Genomic DNA, 16,086 nt, shown 5'->3' on the forward strand with positions numbered 1-16,086 from the left:
GATGACCTTCGGAATCTCCGGCTGTTCATCGGTCCGATTGCCTCACTGGCATGGTGGCCACTCGATCATCCGTCCTCACCTACCTCACGCTCCCAGCCACGTACGCCGCGAATTTCGCCGTCATGCTGAGAGCCCCCACAAGCTGCCGAGCCGATCATCGTCGAGGCATTACGGGTCGAAGCTCGGCCCACGAATACAAAGGAAACACAGCATGGCTACTGGCACTGTCAAATGGTTCAACTCCGACAAGGGCTACGGCTTCATTGCTCCCGATGACGGATCTGCCGATGTCTTCGCGCACTTCAGCGCGATCCAGGGCAGCGGACACCGCAACCTCGAGGAAGCACAGAAGGTCGAGTTCGACACGGAGCAGGGTCCCAAGGGCCCCCAGGCGACGAACATCAACGCTCTCTAATTAGAGCTTTAAAGGCCCAGTCCCACTTTGTGGGGCTGGGCCTTTTTCTTGCCCGCGAGGAGCATCCAGCTGCGGCCTCTAAGCCGACTAGACCGTCGTACCTATGGCCCATAGAACCAAGAAAACCCCCGCTGACGCGGGGGTTTTTCTTTGGCTGGGGTACCTGGACTCGAACCAAGAACAACGGTACCAGAAACCGCCGTGTTGCCAATTACACCATACCCCAAGGGCGAAATTTGAACCTCGCACCGAGAGTTAAGCTTACCCGAGCTTGGGCATAATGCCAAAGTGACGCGCGTACGCCGTCGCCCGGGCGCGCCGTCAGGACTGCAGCTGTGCGGAAAGTCCTCGCAGGCGCCGCAGCGTCTCGTCCTTGCCGATGAGCTCCATCGACTCGAACAGCGGCGGAGACACGCGCCGGCCCGTGATCGCGACGCGAGGAGGCCCGTAGGCGATGCGCGGCTTGAGCTCAAGGTTTTCGACGAGCGCCGTGGCGAGAGCATCTTGGATCCTCTCCGGGACGAACTCGGTCACCGGCTCGAGAGCAATGACACACGCATCGAGCACCTCAGCAGCGTTCGCCGGCAGCCCCTTCAGCGCGTCAGCGTCATACGAGACTTCATCGACGAACAGGAACCCGAGCATGCCGGGCACTTCACCGAGCAACTGCACGCGCTCCTGCACGAGCGGTGCCGCGCGGAACGCGAGTACGAGCTGCTCGTGACTGGGCTCGTCGAACAATCCCGCAGCGGCGAGATACGGGATCGTCCGCTCCGCGAAGTCCTTCACATCCAGCATCCGAATGTGATCGCCGTTGATCGACTCGGCCTTCTTCTGATCGAAGCGTGCCGGATTCGGGTTGACGTTCTCAATGTCGAACGCGGCGATGAACTCGTCCAGCGAGAAGATGTCCCGATCCGGACCAATCGACCAGCCAAGTAAAGCGAGATAGTTCAGTAGGCCCTCCGGAATGAAGCCGCGATCCCGGTGCAGGAAGAGATCTGCCTGAGGGTCGCGCTTGGAGAGCTTCTTGTTGCCGGTCTCCCCCAGCACCAGCGGCATGTGCGCGAATCGCGGCACGAACGTCGTGACGTCCGCATCGATCAAGGCGGCATACAATGCCAACTGACGAGCCGTCGACGGCATCAGGTCTTCACCGCGCAACACGTGAGTGATGCCCATGAGCGCATCGTCGACCGGATTCACGAACGTGTACAGCGGAATACCGTTCGGCCTGACAACCACGAAATCGGGGAAGGATCCGGCGGGGAATGTCACCTCACCGCGAATCAGGTCGACATAGGTGAGGTCTTCATCCGGCACGCGCAGACGCAGGGCAGGCTGTCGACCCTCTGCGCGGAAAGCCGCCTTCTGATCGTCGGTCAGATCGCGATCGAAGTTGTCATACCCGAGCTGCTTGGCCCGACCATTCGCCTCGTTGCGCGCATCAATCTCGTCTGCATTCGAGTAGCTCTCGTAGAGTGCGCCGCCGGCGAGGAGCTTGTCGATCACGCCGCGGTAGATCTCGTGTCGCTGTGACTGGCGGTACGGCGCGTGCGGACCGCCGATCTCAACGCCCTCATCCCAGTCGATCTTCAACCAGGACAGCGCGTCGACAAGTTGACGGAAGCTCTCCTCGCTGTCACGCGCGGCATCGGTGTCTTCGATTCGGAAGATCAGCTTGCCGCCGTTGTGACGGGCGTATGCCCAGTTGTAGAGCGCAGTGCGCACCATCCCGACGTGTGGAAGACCCGTCGGCGAAGGGCAGAAGCGGACACGGACATCGGCACCACTAGCGGTCGTGGTGAGGGGGTGAGGAGTAGCCATAGCCCCTCAATCCTACGCGTGTGAGCGATGCGCGCTGCTCTGCTCAATCAGGTCGGCCGACGGCGACTGCGGCCGTGTGATCGAGCGCGATCGTTCCGTCAACAACGTGCTCAGCACACAGTTGATCGAACGCGCGACGAAACCGTGCACGGTCGGCGACGACGAGCGACTGATAGAACGTCCCCGCAGAGGCCACACCACCTTCCGCGGACGCCCACAGCTCTCGAATCGTCGTATGCCAGCTCCAGTTGAGCTCTGCGACCTCGACCGTGCGCCAGCCGCCTTCTGACAGCATCCGTCCGAATCCAGACTCCGTTCGTTCGAAGTCCTGCCCCGGCGGCAGTCGTGTACCTGCCACGGGTACAAGCTCTGCTCGCTCGCATACGGACAGCCAGAACCACGAAGGCGAGACGGTCCAGATCGTCGCCGCCAACACTCCGTCCGGTGCTGCCACGCGCGCCATCTCCTGTGCAGCCGCTCGGGGATCGACTACGTGGTTGAGTACGAAGTTCGCCGTTACGGCATCGAACTCGGCGTTGGCAAACGGCAGGGCGGGCAACGCGCCGTCCACGAGGGTAAGCGTCGGATGTTCCCTGCCAGTCACCACGCGCATCGTCTCCTCGGGTTCACACCCAGTGACGTTCCACCCCGCATCGGACAGCTGCGCCGCCAGAGCTCCCGTGCCGGAACCGACATCCAGCAGTCGACGTTCACGCGCAGGGCCGAGCCGGACGACAAGGGCATCATGAGTGCCGGCGCACAGAGCGGCATACGAGGCGGCATACGCCTCGCCAACGCCAGCCCACTCTCTCATCCCCTGGTCCGCCCCAGCGGTGCGAGCGCCACCATAACGATCACGAGAACGGATGCCGCGATGCCCAACCCCGAGTACTGGAAGTTCGAGAGCACCACACCAGCGAGCACGGCTCCGGCCGCAGCGGACAGACTCATCAACGAGTCGCTGCGACCCTGGCGACGCGTGCGCAGCTCTGGGGCGCTCGCCTCGGTCAACAGCGCTGCGCCGGCTACGGTCGAGGCACTCCATCCCAGACCGAGCAGCACCAGCGCGGTCATCACGCCGCCGGCCGAATCGTTCGCGAAAATGGCGAAACCAAGCGCCCCGGCCAGCAACACTTGCCCGAGAAGCACCACCCGCAGGCGTCCTATTCGGTCAGCGAGGATGCCGAAGACCGGCGACAGCCCGTACATCCCTGCCACGTGCAGTGCGATTGTCGCTCCCACAAGCGACGAGACATCCGCGCTCGAGGCGTGGCCGCCATGAGCGCTCTGCGCCATGTGGGAGAGGTGGATCGGCGTCATCGCCATCACTGATGCCATCACGACGTGTGACCCGGCGACCACGAAGATCGCGTAGCGCGCGACGGTGGGTCGGTCCGGCAGAGACAGCGGCGCTGACAGTGATGTCGCGGCATCCCGAGCGATGCGCTGCGCGGTCAGCAGCGGATCGGGTCGCAGCGCAACGATGTACAGCACGAAGGCAGCTGCCTGCGCGACGAGGGAGAAGAGGTACGACCCGGTCTGCGGCGGCATGCCTATCGCCTGACCGACGATCTCGCCCGGTCCGAGCAGCAAAGGACCTGATACGCCACCGATCGTCGTCGCCCAGACGACCACAGACAGTGCGCGCCCACGATGCTGAGGCGCCGCGAGGTCTGTCGCCGCGAACCGCGACTGCAGGTTGCCGGCGTTGCCGGCGCCGATCATCAGGATGCCTACCAGCAGCAGCGGGAAGATTCGTAGCGCGGCCGCCAGAATCACGACGCCGATGCCGAGGAGCGCGAACAGGTTCCCGAGCGTCAGCGCGCGACGTCGACCGACGCGATTGGCGAGTCGAGCCAACGGGATCGCGCACAGTGCCGCGCCGAGCGTCACCGATGCCGTCGCCAGTCCCGACAGCGCGTCGTCGCCGGAGATATCGGCGGCGAGCAGGGCTCCAAGCGAAACGGTCGCGCCGAACGCAATCCCGCCCAGCACCTGCCCGAGCGACAGCACGATGACTGTGCGTCGTTGCACGGCCGCCTGTTCGACGGCCGTGATCCCGATCATGCGACTGGCAGTGCGTCGCGCACGGAGTTGCGAAGGATGCCGAGGCCGCTGACTTCGACTTCGACGGTGTCGCCCGCGATGAACGGGCCGACGCCTGCGGGAGTGCCCGTGAGGATCACATCGCCGGGAAGCAGCGTGAAAACCGCCGAGGCATACTCGATGATCGCTTCAACGGAGTGGATCATGTCGCTCAGCGGAGCGTGCTGGCGCACCTCACCGTTCACGCGAGTCTCGATCGTGGCATCCTTGGCATCGAATTCCGTCTCGATGACCGGACCGAGCGGGCAGAAGGTGTCGAAGCCCTTGCCGCGGGTCCACTGCCCGTCCTTCTTCTGCAGGTCGCGAGCAGTGACGTCGTTTCCGATCGTGTAGCCGAAGACGTACTCCAGAGCATTCTCGGCCTTGACGTTCTTGGCGATCCGCCCGATTACCACGGCCAGCTCGCCTTCGTGCTCGGTGCGCTCTGACAGCGTCGGACGCACAATCGTGTCACCAGGGCCGATCACGGAGGTGTTGGGCTTGAGGAAGAGCAGGGGCTCCTCGGGAGCCACTCCCCCCATTTCTGCGGCGTGATCGTGATAGTTTTTGCCGACGCAGACGACCTTCGAGCGCGGAATCACCGGTGCGAGTAGCGCGGCATCCGCCAGCGGCACACGCTCACCAGTGGTTTCATACCCGGCGAACATCGGGTCACCGGCGAGGACGACGAGCTCCCGCTCATCGACGATGCCGTAGCGGATTGCGTCATTGTGGCTGAATCGAGCGATCTTCACTCACCCAGCCTAGCGATTACCGCGGGGCAGAAGTTTGACTGCGATCAGGCGTCGAGGCGCAGCAGCCAGCCGTGCTTGTCTTCGCGACGGCCGTACTGGATGTCGGTCAGCTCTTCGCGCAGCGACAGCGCCAGCTCACCGGTCGGCTGCACCTCTTCGAAGTCCGCCGTCACGAGCGCACCGATCGGCGTCACGACCGCGGCCGTGCCACAGGCGAACACTTCGACGATGTCGCCGGATGCAACACCATCACGCCATTCCTGCAGCGATACCGCACGCCGCTCAACCGTGTGGCCGCGGTCTTCGGCGAGTTGCAGCAGCGAGTCGCGGGTGATGCCCTCGAGGATGCTGTCGGAGTGCGGTGTGACGACGCGTCCGTCCTTGAAGACGAAAACGACGTTCATGCCGCCGAGCTCTTCGACGTTGCCGTCCTGATCAAGGAACACGACCTGGTCGCAGCCCTTCTCATAGGCCTCGGCCTGGGGCAGCAGGCTGGATGCGTAGTTTCCGCCAGTCTTCGCTGTGCCAGTGCCGCCCTTGCCTGCGCGCGCATACTGCTCAGAGAGCCAGATCCGCACCGGCTTTACGCCGCCCTTGAAGTACGAGCCCGCCGGGCTCGCGATCAGATAGTACGCGACCTTCTGCGCCGGGCGCACGCCGAGGAAAGCTTCCTTCGCGAACATGAACGGACGCAGGTAAAGGCTCTGGTCGTCCCCCGACGGCACCCATGCACCGTCGACGGCGATGAGTTCGCGAATCGACTGGATGAAGTACTCGACGGGCAGCTCCGGCAGCGCCAAACGGCGGGCGCTGTGCTGCAGGCGCGCACCATTCCGCTCTGGTCGGAACGTGTGGATTGATCCGTCAGAGTGACGGTATGCCTTGATGCCCTCGAAGATCTCCTGACCGTAGTGCAGCACTGCTGCAGCGGGGTCAAGAGAGATCGGCCCGTAGGGCTGAACCCGCGGGCGGTGCCAGCCGCCACGAGCAGACCAGCACACGTCGACCATGTGGTCGGTGAAGACCGTGCCGAAGCCGGGGTCCTTAAGGATCTCTTCACGCGCGGCAGCCGACTTCGCTGCAAGGTTCTTGGTCACAGAAAACTCGAGAGGTGCGAGTTCGGTGTCGATGGTTGTCATGTCACATCCTGCGTTTGATGCGGGCGGCGCTCGCATGCGTCCAGACTACGCCTGGAGCCTCGCGACGATGGCGTCACCCGTCTGGCTGGTGGTTCGTGAGCCGGCTCGATCGGCGATGTCTGCTTCGACCGCGTGAGTGACGCGGTCCGATTCCTCCCGGAGCCCGAGGTGATCGAGCAGGAGTGCGACAGACAAGATCGCCGCCGTTGGGTCGGCTTTCTGCTGGCCCGCGATGTCAGGCGCCGAACCATGAACGGGTTCGAACATCGAGGGGAACGTGCCGTCGGGGTTGATGTTGCCCGAAGCGGCGAGGCCGATGCCACCGGTGACGGCGCCAGCCAGATCCGTGAGGATGTCACCGAAGAGGTTGTCGGTGACGATCACGTCGAAGCGGGAAGGGTTTGTGACCAGGAAAATCGTTGCCGCATCGACGTGCAGATAGTCTACGGCCACTTCGGGGTGCTCCAGCGCCACCTCGTTGACGATGCGCTGCCACATACCGCCCGAATGCACGAGCACGTTGGTCTTGTGTACCAGCGTGAGCTTCTGCCTCCGGCGTCCGGCGAGCTCGAACGCGTAGCGGACCACGCGCTCGACTCCGAAAGCGGTATTCACGCTCGTCTCGTTCGCGATCTCGTGTGGCGTTCCGATGCGGATCGCACCACCGTTTCCGACGTAGGGACCTTCGGTGCCCTCACGGACCACGACGAAGTCGATCTCGCCAGGCGATGACAGCGGGCCGGGCGCCCCGGCGTAGAGCTTCGACGGCCGCAGGTTCACGTAGTGGTCAAGCGTGAACCGCAGCTTCAGCAGCAGCCCTCGCTCGATGTTGGCATCCTTCAGCCGAGGGTCGCCAGGGGTGCCACCGACCGCGCCCAGGATGATGGCGTCATTCGCGCTGATCGCGGCAAGATCTTCATCTGTGAGAGTGTCACCCGTGTCGAGGTAGCGCGCAGCCCCCAGCGAGAAATGGGTCTTCTCGAACGTGACGTCACTGTCTGCGGTGACCGCATCCAGAATCTTCTCTGCTTCGGCGACAACCTCGGGACCGATACCGTCACCGGGGATGACGGCCAGCTTCACGACACGCGACATGACACTCCTTGCAACCGGAACCGCCCGCAGCGCGACATCGCCGGGGCACGTATCCTCCAGCGTACTGGTCAGCGCGAAGCCTTCGTGCGCAGTGTGACGGCCGCGATCACGCCGGCCAGTGCGACCAGCACTGCACCAATCAGTGCGGTCACCATCACCCCGGATTCGAAGGCGGATGCCGCAGCATCCCACAGCGCCGATCCGAGCGGCTCCGGCAGCCCCTGAGAAGTCGTGTAAGCCCCGGCGAGAGTCTCACGGGCCGTATTAGCTGCCTCCGCCGAAACTCCGTCAGGAATGACAAGCGCGCCCCGGTACAACGCGGTGATGATTCCGCCGAGGATGGTGGTGCCCAGCACTGCGCCGAGTTCGTAGGCCGTTTCAGAAACGGCACTCGCAGCTCCGGCCTTCGCCGAAGGCGCGCTGGAGAGGATCAGCTCATTGGAAATCGTCTCCGCGGCGCCGATCCCAATGCCCAGCACCACGAAGGCGATAACCAACGGCAGCGCACCGTGACCGGCCGTCGTGAAGGCGACCAGCAGGTAGCCGATGAAGGAGAAGACGAGTGCGATCGGCACGACCAGGTGCGGCTGTACCCGGCGCGAGATCGGCACGACCGTGAGCCCCGCGACGATGATGGCAAGCATGCCGGGAACAAGCGCGAGCCCTGCAGCCATCGGCGACATACCGAGAACAAGCTGCAGATGCTGCGGGACAAAATACAGGAATCCGACCAGGGCGACGACGCTGAGCAGGTTCACCAGGATTGCGCCGGAGAATGTGCCACGACGGAACAGCGCCATATCCAGCATCGGATTTTTTGCACGCAATTGACGGCGCACGAACAGCGCGCCCATCCCGATGCCCAGCAACGCCCACGCCGCCGCACCGAACGTCGGCCCGTCAACGGCAAGAGACTTGATCGCATAGACGACGGGGATCATCGCGCCCATCGAGAGCAGGATGCTGATCGGATCGATCTTGCCCGGATCCGGGTCGCGACTTTCCGGCACAAGCAGCGGCGCCGCGATCAGCAGTGGAATCAGCACTGGCACCGCAATGAGGAATACCGAGCCCCATGAAAAATGCTCAAGCAGGAAGCCGCCGATAATCGGGCCGAGCGCCGAGCCGGCAGAGAATGCCGAAGCCCAGACCGCAATCGCCAGACGGCGCTGGTCACGGTTCTGGAAGATCGAGCGCAGCAGCGACAGTGTCGAGGGCATGAGCATGGCACCAAAGAAGCCGAGCAGCGCTCGCGCGGCGATCAAAAGAGCCGCGGAGGGCGCGAACGCGGCAAGCACCGAGACGGCAGCGAATCCGGTCGCGCCGATGAGGAGCATCCTGCGGCGACCGAAACGGTCCCCCAACGTCCCCATCGTGACCAGAAGCCCTGCGAGCACGAGCGGATAAACGTCGATGATCCATAGCTGCTCGGCGCCAGACGGTGCGAGATCGATAGCGATTTTGGGCAGAGCGAAGCTCAACACGGTGTTGTCTACTGATACGAGGAGCACCGGCAGCATCAGCACGACCAGCGCGAACCATGCGCGTGCGCCTGCGCGAGGCGCATGGATGCCGCCCGTATCAAGCGTCCCGGTATGAACCATCACGTATCTTCCTCAGCGTCAATGAACCTGATTACTATACCGTCCAGCTGGTACAGTAATCAACATGTCCCGACCACCGCTTGCACGTGAACGAGTTCTCGATGCCTTCGAGACGATTCTCATCGAGGGCGGTGAGCGCACCGCGACACTGGATGCCACGGCGAAGGCCGCTGGAGTCTCCAAGGGCGGCCTGCTCTATCACTTCGCCAGCAAGGACGACCTCATCGCTGGGTTACTTGAACGACTCGAACTGCTCGCTGAGGCCGATCTGTTGCGCATGGCATCTGCACCCGACGGTCCTGCCTCTTATTACCTGCGCACGTCGGTTATGGAGGATGCGGCACTTGATCGCGCATTGATCGCGGCCTCGCGGGTCGCGCAGGGCGGATTCACTCCGGCGTCGGATGCCTTACGTCGAGTGCGGGAATCGTGGGCGGATGCACTACGACCACACGTGCGCGATGATACTGCCCTCGATCTCATAATGCTCCTCGGCGACGGCCTGTACTACAACAACGCACTCGATGCGGCAGAGACAGCGGCCAGCGGGCTTGCGGGCCCAGTCCCTACGGGCGAGCAGTTGGAGAAACTCATCGCTCTCGCGTTGCGCGCAGCGGCTTAAAAGCGCCCGTCACCTCCTGCGCAGATACTATGCTTGTCATACTACGTACGGCGTAGTATCGTGAATGTCCTTGAGCGCGAGAGGAGCACGCATGATCAGCGCAGACGCAATCCGTGGATACGTCGACCTGATGCTGCTCGCATTGCTTCGCAAGGGCCCCTCGTACGCGTACGAACTGGCCCAGCAGATCAGTGCTGTAACGGGAGCTGACTACACGATCAAACAGACCACTCTGTATTCCGCGGTCAAACGCCTCGAGGGTCTCGGCTTCGTTACTTCATTTCCGGGCGCTTCCGACTCAGGCAAACCCCGCACCTATTACCAGATCACCGAAACAGGCCTGTCCCATCTCGATCAGAAGATCGTCGAGTGGCGTGATACGAAGGCCGTGGTCGATCGTTTCGTGAAAGGAACCAGCTCATGAACGTGATCATCGAATACCTGGAGACGATGTTCAGTGCCTACCCGCAGACGCCTCGTCTACTCGAAGCCAAAACCGAGCTGCGGGCAATGATGGAAGACGCCCACGCAGAACTTATTCGCTCCGGGGCCACTGCAAATGAGGCCGTGGGCCGGGTCATAACTGATTTCGGCAACCTGGACGAGTTGGCCATCGAGCTCGGTATCTCTTCCGAGATCACCGCGACCAACACTGCATCTGCTCCCGAGCCCACGCGCGTTGGACGGCGCGCCAAATCTGGGCATCCACCAGTCACGATGGATGAAGCTACCGGGTTCGCACGAGCGCACAAGCGAACACGATTTCGCTTGGGTGCAGCCGTCGCACTCTTCGTCATCTCTCCCATCCCACTACTCATCATGATCGCGTTCGATAGTGTGGATGCCCTGCCGTTCGCCGAGGATGCATCGGTCGCGATCGGCGTCATCGTTCTACTACTCATCGTCGCTATCGGGGTAGTGCTGCTCGTAGGGGTTGGGGGTGCATTCTCGCCCTACATACGATTGCAGCGCGGTCACTTCGCCCAAACTCCTGAAGTGACACGTTGGGCCGACGAGCTCTCCCAGGCTCAGGAATTTACTCGTACGCGCGCGCTTAAGATCGCACTGCTGCTCTGGGTGCTCTCGCCCGTTCCGATCTTCGCCGCGGTATTCGCGACCGTCTCCCAGTCAGCTGCGGTCAAGGATTCGTGGATCGTCGGTAGCGTTCCGCTCACGCTGACGCTCGTGGCGATCGGGCTTTTCGTGCTGCTAACCGCGGCCTGGGCGCGCAGCGTCGCCGACACGATGAATCGCGCTGGGTTCCGCGACGACTGAGCTCAGACCTCGGTGATCTCGATCGAGCGGATTACCTTGGCTTCGATCGCCTCTCCGACCTCGGCGAGAAGCTCCTCAGGCACGCGCGAGTCGACGGTCAGCACGGTGAGCGCCGGGCCACCCGCCTCACGACGGGCAACCTGCATCCCGGCAATGTTGATACCGGCCTCGCCGAACTTCTGGCCGTAGACCGCGACGATGCCTGGGCGATCGGTGTACTGCATCACGATGTGGTGCGTCTCGATCGGTACCTCAATGTCGTGTCCGTTGATCCCGACGATCTTCTGAACCATGCGTGTACCGGCGAGGGTTCCTGCAACGGTGAGCACGGTGCCGTCGGCAAGCGCGCCGCGCAGTGTGGTGAGGTTGCGGTACTCGGGGCTTTCCTTATCGACGATCAGGCGGGCTTCGATTCCACGCTGCTCAGCAAACAGCGGGGCGTTCACATAGGAGACGTTCTCGCTGACGATGTTGGAGAGGATGCCCTTGAGCGCCGCCAGACGGTAGACGCTGACGTCATAGTCGGCCAGCTCGCCGCGTACCTCGATATCGAGGCTGGTGAGAGCAGAGGTGGTCAGGCCGCTGAAGATCTGACCGAGCTTCTCGACCAGGGCGATGCCAGGACGCACGAACGGGTCGATGATGCCGCCGGCGACGTTGACCGCGTCGGGCACAAGATCGCCTTCGAGCGCGAGCTTGACGGAACGAGCGACCGAGACGCCGGCCTTCTCTTGGGCCTCGTCGGTCGACGCACCCAGGTGGGGCGTCACGACAATGTTCGGCAACTCCAGAAGCTCGCGAGCGGAACCGCCTTCGACAGGGGGCTCTGAGGTGAAGACGTCGAGACCGGCGCCAGCGATTTCGCCAGCGATCAGAGCTTCGCGCAGCGCAACCTCGTCAATGAGACCGCCACGAGCGACGTTGACGACGTAGGCCGACTTCTTCATGGCCTTGAACTGGTCTGCGCCGATCATGCCGGTGGTCTCGGGAGTCTTCGGCATGTGGATCGTCAGGAAGTCCGTCTCCGCGACGAGCTCATCAAACGTTCGAAGCTCGACGCCAAGTTGCTGCGCGCGTGCGCTGGTGACGTATGGGTCGAAGGCGATGATCTTCATACCGAACCCCTGCATGCGCGCAGCGACGAGTGCGCCGATGCGGCCGAGTCCCACGATTCCGAGAGTCTTTTCGAACAGCTCAGTTCCTGTGTACGAGCTGCGCTTCCACTGACCGCTTGCCAGAGACGCGTGAGCTGCCGGTACATGGCGGGCAAGGCTGAGAATGTGCGTGCAGGTGAGCTCTGCCGCGGAGATGATGTTCGAGGTCGGCGCGTTGACGACCATGACACCGGCCCTGGTGGATGCCTGAATGTCGACGTTGTCGAGGCCGACGCCGGCACGGGCGACAACCTTGAGTTTCGGCGCGTGGCTCAGCGCCTCCTCATCGATCTTCGTCGCGGAGCGGATGAGCACAGCATCCGCGTCAGCCAGCGAAGAGAAGAGCGCCTCGCGATCGGTGCCATCAACCTGGCGGACATCGAAGTCGGGGCCAAGGGCCTCGATCGTGGCGGGCGAGAGAACTTCGGCAATGAGCACGACGGGCTTCGGCACAGCGGATCCTTCGAGGTTAGCGACACAGCGCGGATGGGATCGATGCGCCGCACACCGTGGGGGCGCGATCGATTTCCACCTTACCGGAGGGTGAACACTGCTCTGTGACGTGTGACGTCGATCGTCACCTAGTCAGGTCGTCAGCGAAGAGAAATTCAGCGTGCTCAGGGCAACGACATTCATCCAGAACACCGCAACAAGCGCCAACCCCGCGATCATCGTGACGGATAGCTCGCCCGCGCCTCGACGTCGACCGAGCGCAAATGCTGCCACGAAGATCAAAATCGGGAAGATCACCGAGAAGATGAGGACGAACCATCCGTAGGCGTTCATGCCGTACTGCGCGACGGTAACCAGGTAGGCGACCGCGTTCCACACACCGTAGGCGTAGAACAGTCCGGCAAGACCGACGATGATGCTCTTCCACAGGCCGAGTGTCTGTGTCGCTGGTGCTGTCTGATCGCTCATGCTCCCACCACCCCGGTCATCACAAAGGGCCACGGCACCAGCAGTGCTACACCGGCGAGAAGACCCAGCGCCCGCACCCATCCCGCCGACTTTCGCGTCAACATCCAGACCGCAGCAAACCATAACGCCGGCGCCAGCACGGCCGCCCAGAGCGCCACCTGGTACATGACACCGGGAACAAGGAACAGCGCGCTCCCCTGCAGATTCAGGCCGCCGATGATCCACCCCAGTGTGTAGAGGAGATAGACGCCACCGACGATACCGAGGAGAAGAAGCATCGGCGTGCTCAGCGGACGGGGCTCATCTGCCTCAGTCGCGACAGCAACGTCCTCAGGTCGCCCCACCGATTCGCTGTCTTTACCCACAGCATTCCAGCCGTGCGGGAGCACAGGCTTCTGCGTAGGCGCGTCGTCATCGCCATCCCAGGAGAGTGCGTCGTCAGCATCCGATGTCATGTCTCCAGCGTAGCGATGCCAACACGGAGACCGATATGCTCAGGGCGATCATCACATTTAGAGGGAGAACTCACCGTGACTGAGCGTAAGAACAAGGCGGTCGATTCGACCGCCGCTCCGGTTGCGGAGTCAGAATCGACGGCGGAACGGTCCTGGACCCCCACCGCACAGGGGAAGAAGAAGGCCACGACGTTCCGCTGGATCGCCGTCGCACTGTGGATCCTCGCGATCGCGGCGGAGGCATTCGCCATCTTCTGGCTGCTGCGCCAGCGCGAGTTCGTCGGTGAGGACGGCACGCTCGTCCGCAACGCCGACACCGGGCTCTTGGAGACGCAGAACGCCACCGCGCAGTTCCCGCAGTGGGCATTCATCACGCTCATCGTGGCGCTCGTCGTCATCGCCGCGTTGGCGATCACTGGCTCCGTGCTGTGGAAGAAGGCGAACCGTCTCGACCCCGCGAAGAAGTCGGAAACCGTGCGCTTCTTCGTGCAGAATCAGCTCGGCGCGATCATCGCGATCATCGCGTTCCTACCGCTGATCATTCTCATCTTCCTGAACAAAGAGATGGACAAGGGGCAGAAAGCCACAGCCGGCATCATCGGCATCGTGCTGGCAGCCCTCGCCGCCTACATCGGGGCGGACTTCTCCCCGCCGTCGGTCGAGCAGTACACCGCCGACCAGTCGGCTGTGATCCAGCTTCTCGGCGAGGACGAGGTCTTCTGGGTCGAGGGCGGTGCCGTCTACCACGTCTGCGAAGAGGTTCCGGCGATCCAGACCGGCAGCGAGATTTTCGACGGCACGACGGCTGAGGCGGTCGAGGCCGGCAAAATCCGACTCACCCTCCAGTTCGCCTCTGAGATGCGCGCATGTGGTCTGACTGTGCCGGAGAACGCCGATGAGATCACCGAGGCACTCCGCGCCATCCAGGGCGGCGCGGTCGACACACCGCTGCCGACCCCAGTCTGGGCGAACGAGGCAGACGCACCGATCGTGATCCAGGACGCCCCTGCGGAGTAGTTCTACCTCCCGGACAAAAAGGGCGCCCCGTGAGGGGCGCCCTTTTTTTACGTGAAGCTATGCGTCAGCGCGCAGCACTGCCATCGACCCACGCCGCGCAGCGGCCAGAAGGCAGAGCCCTCCAGACTGCGTCGACGTCAGCGCGCAGCACTGCCGTCGACGTAGTCCTCGTCGTCCTGCTTCCAGGCGAAGAGTGAACGCAGTTCCTTGCCGGTGACCTCGATCGGGTGCTGCTCTTCCTTGGCGCGCAGCGCAAGGAACTCCTCCGCACCGTTGTCCTGGTCCTCGATGAAGCGCTTGGCAAATGCGCCGGACTGGATGTCGGCGAGCACGCCCTGCATGCTCTCCTTGACGCGAGCGTCGATGACACGCGGACCGGAGACGTAGTCACCGAACTCAGCCGTGTCAGAGATCGACCAGCGCTGCTTGGCGATGCCGCCCTCCCACATGAGGTCGACGATGAGCTTGAGCTCGTGCAGCACCTCGAAGTAGGCGATCTGCGGCTGATAGCCAGCCTCGGTGAGGGTCTCGAAGCCGGCCTGCACGAGGTGGCTCACGCCACCGCAGAGCACAGCCTGCTCACCGAACAGGTCGGTCTCGGTCTCTTCGGTGAAGGTCGTTTTGATCACGCCTGCACGGGTGCCACCGATCGCCTTCGCATACGACAACGCGACGTCCCAAGCCTGGCCGGAAGCGTCCTGCTCGACGGCGATGATGTCCGGGATGCCACGGCCGGCGACGAACTCGCGACGCACGGTGTGACCAGGAGCCTTCGGAGCCACCAGAATGACATCGACGCCTTCTGGTGTGTCGATGTAGCCGAAGCGGATGTTGAAGCCGTGCGCGAACGCCAACGTCTTGCCCGAGGTCAGGTTGTCCTTGATGGACTCGCTGTAGATCGTGCGCTGGTGCTGGTCCGGCGCGAGGATCATGATGAGGTCGGCCCAGATGGTTGCGTCGGCGACGGTCTTAACCGGGAACCCGGCCTCTTCGGCCTTCGGGGCCGACTTCGAGCCCTCCTTGAGGGCGATCGCGACCTCGACACCCGAGTCGCGCAGGTTCTGCGCGTGTGCGTGGCCCTGCGAGCCGTAACCGACGATCGCGACCTTCTTGCCCTGGATGAGGGACAGGTCGGCGTCGGCGTCGTAGAAGATCTCAGTACTCACGTTGTATTTCTCTTTCTTCTGGAGGTTTGGTGTTAGTCAGTGCTCAGCCGCGCAGAACGCGTTCGGTGATGCTCTTGCCGCCGCGGCCGATGGCGAGGAGCCCCGACTGGGCGAGCTCCTTGATGCCGAACGGCTCGAGGGCGCGCAACAGAGCCTCAACCTTGCCCTTGTCGCCGGTGACCTCGATCACGAGAGCATCAGAGGCGTAGTCGACGACCGACGCGCGGAACAGGTTGACGACCTCGATCACATTGGAGCGAGACGCATTGTCTGTGCGCACCTTCACGAGAACGTGCTGGCGCTGCACAGAGGAAGCCGGATCGAGCTCCACAATCTTGATGACGTTGATCAGCTTGTTCAGCTGCTTCGTCACCTGCTCGAGCGGCAGGTCCTCGACATCGACGACGACGGTGATCCGGGAGATACCAGGAACCTCCGTCACGCCGACAGCGAGAGATTCGATGTTGAATCCGCGACGGGCGAAGAGCCCGGCGACGCGGGTCAGCAGACCGGGCGTGTTCTCTACGAGGAGACTCAGCACGTGAGTTGACATGGC

At 63.1% G+C, this 16,086-nt stretch carries 17 protein-coding genes and 1 tRNA gene; 5 read left to right on the forward strand and 13 right to left on the reverse strand.

The window, feature by feature from the left end:
• Window positions 1–211 precede the first annotated feature (211 nt).
• A complete protein-coding gene (locus AC1C2Q_RS00785; protein WP_036279545.1) occupies window positions 212–415 on the forward strand; it encodes a cold-shock protein in 204 nt (67 codons plus the stop codon).
• Window positions 416–566: 151 nt separating this feature from the next.
• On the opposite strand, the gene AC1C2Q_RS00790 is transcribed toward AC1C2Q_RS00785, so the two are convergent.
• The 8 genes from AC1C2Q_RS00790 to AC1C2Q_RS00825 all read right to left on the reverse strand — a co-directional run bounded on the left by AC1C2Q_RS00790 (window position 567) and on the right by AC1C2Q_RS00825 (window position 8,920).
• Window positions 567–641: transfer RNA gene (locus AC1C2Q_RS00790), tRNA-Gln, on the reverse strand.
• A gap of 95 nt (window positions 642–736) precedes the next feature.
• The gene (gene gltX / locus AC1C2Q_RS00795; protein WP_495448637.1) at window positions 737–2,242 is read right to left on the reverse strand and encodes a glutamate--tRNA ligase; all 1,506 of its coding nucleotides are present in this window, start codon (window positions 2,240–2,242) and stop codon (window positions 737–739) included.
• A 43-nt stretch (window positions 2,243–2,285) separates the two neighbouring features.
• Complete coding sequence (locus tag AC1C2Q_RS00800) at window positions 2,286–3,056, reverse strand: class I SAM-dependent methyltransferase (protein ID WP_495448638.1); 771 nt, start codon at window positions 3,054–3,056, stop codon at window positions 2,286–2,288.
• The gene (locus AC1C2Q_RS00805) at window positions 3,053–4,309 is read right to left on the reverse strand and encodes an MFS transporter (RefSeq protein ID WP_495448639.1); all 1,257 of its coding nucleotides are present in this window, start codon (window positions 4,307–4,309) and stop codon (window positions 3,053–3,055) included. The genes AC1C2Q_RS00800 and AC1C2Q_RS00805 overlap by 4 nt, the downstream gene beginning before the upstream one ends.
• Window positions 4,306–5,082, reverse strand: coding sequence for a fumarylacetoacetate hydrolase family protein (locus AC1C2Q_RS00810; RefSeq protein ID WP_495448640.1), 777 nt, complete (start codon window positions 5,080–5,082; stop codon window positions 4,306–4,308). The genes AC1C2Q_RS00805 and AC1C2Q_RS00810 overlap by 4 nt, the downstream gene beginning before the upstream one ends.
• A gap of 44 nt (window positions 5,083–5,126) precedes the next feature.
• Entirely contained in the window at window positions 5,127–6,221 is a 1,095-nt protein-coding gene (locus AC1C2Q_RS00815; RefSeq protein WP_495448641.1) for a branched-chain amino acid aminotransferase, read from the reverse strand.
• A 45-nt stretch (window positions 6,222–6,266) separates the two neighbouring features.
• Complete coding sequence (locus AC1C2Q_RS00820) at window positions 6,267–7,316, reverse strand: 3-isopropylmalate dehydrogenase (RefSeq protein ID WP_495448642.1); 1,050 nt, start codon at window positions 7,314–7,316, stop codon at window positions 6,267–6,269.
• A 68-nt stretch (window positions 7,317–7,384) separates the two neighbouring features.
• Window positions 7,385–8,920, reverse strand: a complete 1,536-nt coding sequence (locus AC1C2Q_RS00825) for an MFS transporter (RefSeq protein ID WP_495450521.1) — start codon at window positions 8,918–8,920, stop codon at window positions 7,385–7,387.
• Window positions 8,921–8,984: 64 nt separating this feature from the next.
• On the opposite strand from AC1C2Q_RS00825, the gene AC1C2Q_RS00830 reads away from it, so the two are divergent.
• The 3 genes from AC1C2Q_RS00830 (at window position 8,985) to AC1C2Q_RS00840 (ending at window position 10,817) form a co-directional block, all read left to right on the forward strand.
• Entirely contained in the window at window positions 8,985–9,542 is a 558-nt protein-coding gene (locus tag AC1C2Q_RS00830) for a TetR/AcrR family transcriptional regulator (RefSeq protein WP_495448643.1), read from the forward strand.
• A gap of 91 nt (window positions 9,543–9,633) precedes the next feature.
• Window positions 9,634–9,966 carry a PadR family transcriptional regulator gene (locus AC1C2Q_RS00835; RefSeq protein ID WP_495448644.1) on the forward strand — a complete coding sequence of 111 codons (333 nt, stop codon included), beginning with the start codon at window positions 9,634–9,636 and terminating at the stop codon, window positions 9,964–9,966.
• The gene (locus AC1C2Q_RS00840; RefSeq protein WP_495448645.1) at window positions 9,963–10,817 is read left to right on the forward strand and encodes a permease prefix domain 1-containing protein; all 855 of its coding nucleotides are present in this window, start codon (window positions 9,963–9,965) and stop codon (window positions 10,815–10,817) included. The genes AC1C2Q_RS00835 and AC1C2Q_RS00840 overlap by 4 nt, the downstream gene beginning before the upstream one ends.
• A 2-nt stretch (window positions 10,818–10,819) precedes the next feature.
• Here the strand turns inward: AC1C2Q_RS00840 and serA are convergent, their stop codons facing one another.
• The 3 genes from serA to AC1C2Q_RS00855 all read right to left on the reverse strand — a co-directional run bounded on the left by serA (window position 10,820) and on the right by AC1C2Q_RS00855 (window position 13,347).
• The gene (gene serA / locus AC1C2Q_RS00845; protein WP_495429171.1) at window positions 10,820–12,424 is read right to left on the reverse strand and encodes a phosphoglycerate dehydrogenase; all 1,605 of its coding nucleotides are present in this window, start codon (window positions 12,422–12,424) and stop codon (window positions 10,820–10,822) included.
• Between the two features lie 132 nt (window positions 12,425–12,556).
• A complete protein-coding gene (locus tag AC1C2Q_RS00850; protein WP_495429172.1) occupies window positions 12,557–12,892 on the reverse strand; it encodes a hypothetical protein in 336 nt (111 codons plus the stop codon).
• Window positions 12,889–13,347: a hypothetical protein gene (locus AC1C2Q_RS00855; RefSeq protein WP_495448646.1), complete on the reverse strand. Its 459-nt coding sequence runs from the start codon at window positions 13,345–13,347 to the stop codon at window positions 12,889–12,891. The genes AC1C2Q_RS00850 and AC1C2Q_RS00855 overlap by 4 nt, the downstream gene beginning before the upstream one ends.
• A gap of 75 nt (window positions 13,348–13,422) precedes the next feature.
• Between AC1C2Q_RS00855 and AC1C2Q_RS00860 the strand changes: the two genes are divergently transcribed.
• Window positions 13,423–14,364 carry a hypothetical protein gene (locus AC1C2Q_RS00860; protein ID WP_495448647.1) on the forward strand — a complete coding sequence of 314 codons (942 nt, stop codon included), beginning with the start codon at window positions 13,423–13,425 and terminating at the stop codon, window positions 14,362–14,364.
• Window positions 14,365–14,501: 137 nt separating this feature from the next.
• Here AC1C2Q_RS00860 and ilvC read toward each other — a convergent pair whose 3' ends face one another.
• Window positions 14,502–15,530, reverse strand: coding sequence for a ketol-acid reductoisomerase (ilvC, locus tag AC1C2Q_RS00865; RefSeq protein ID WP_495448648.1), 1,029 nt, complete (start codon window positions 15,528–15,530; stop codon window positions 14,502–14,504).
• 43 nt (window positions 15,531–15,573) lie between these two features.
• Window positions 15,574–16,083, reverse strand: a complete 510-nt coding sequence (ilvN, locus tag AC1C2Q_RS00870) for an acetolactate synthase small subunit (protein ID WP_495429176.1) — start codon at window positions 16,081–16,083, stop codon at window positions 15,574–15,576.
• Window positions 16,084–16,086 lie beyond the last annotated feature (3 nt).

The organism is Microbacterium sp. Y356, from assembly GCF_059445355.1.